General features: G+C 43.4%; 1 protein-coding gene. It reads right to left on the minus strand.

Annotation, left to right across the window (positions count from 1 at the left end):
* Positions 1–83: 83 nt before the first annotated feature.
* A complete protein-coding gene (locus N6P30_RS24490) occupies positions 84–392 on the minus strand; it encodes a replication initiation protein (protein WP_223862079.1) in 309 nt (102 codons plus the stop codon).
* Between the last annotated feature and the right edge of the window lie 16 nt (positions 393–408).

A 408-nucleotide genomic window follows, 5' to 3' on the forward strand; every position in this document is an offset into this window, starting at 1 on the left:
CCGGGCGCCGGTGCTGTGTGGAAATCCGCCCATCTTCATGACAAAAATTTGTCAAATGACAGGCTCATGTGTGCTGATTTATGTCAGACGGGATTTTGCTTATCAATTATTGAGAACAGAAATTTTCCTGAATCATCAATACTATACTTAGCAAGTAAAGGTGTTTTCTCATTTATCTGCTTGAGTGCAGGATCAAGGAAATATCGTTTCAACTCTGCCAAGTTCTTCTGCAGGGATTCCGGTAAGACGAAACGGTCATTTAACCAAGCATGAGTAGTAACCCATAAGCCTGAAGATTTGAATTGAGCAAGACTTTCATAAAGGCGGATCGTCCGGGGATTTCGAAGACTGCCACAATCGCGGAGCGAGTAGGTGGTGAACTGGTTGGTAATGACTCCAACTTACTGA

Source organism: Enterobacter sp. PL1, assembly GCF_945957325.1.
GTDB lineage: Bacteria > Pseudomonadota > Gammaproteobacteria > Enterobacterales > Enterobacteriaceae > Enterobacter > Enterobacter roggenkampii.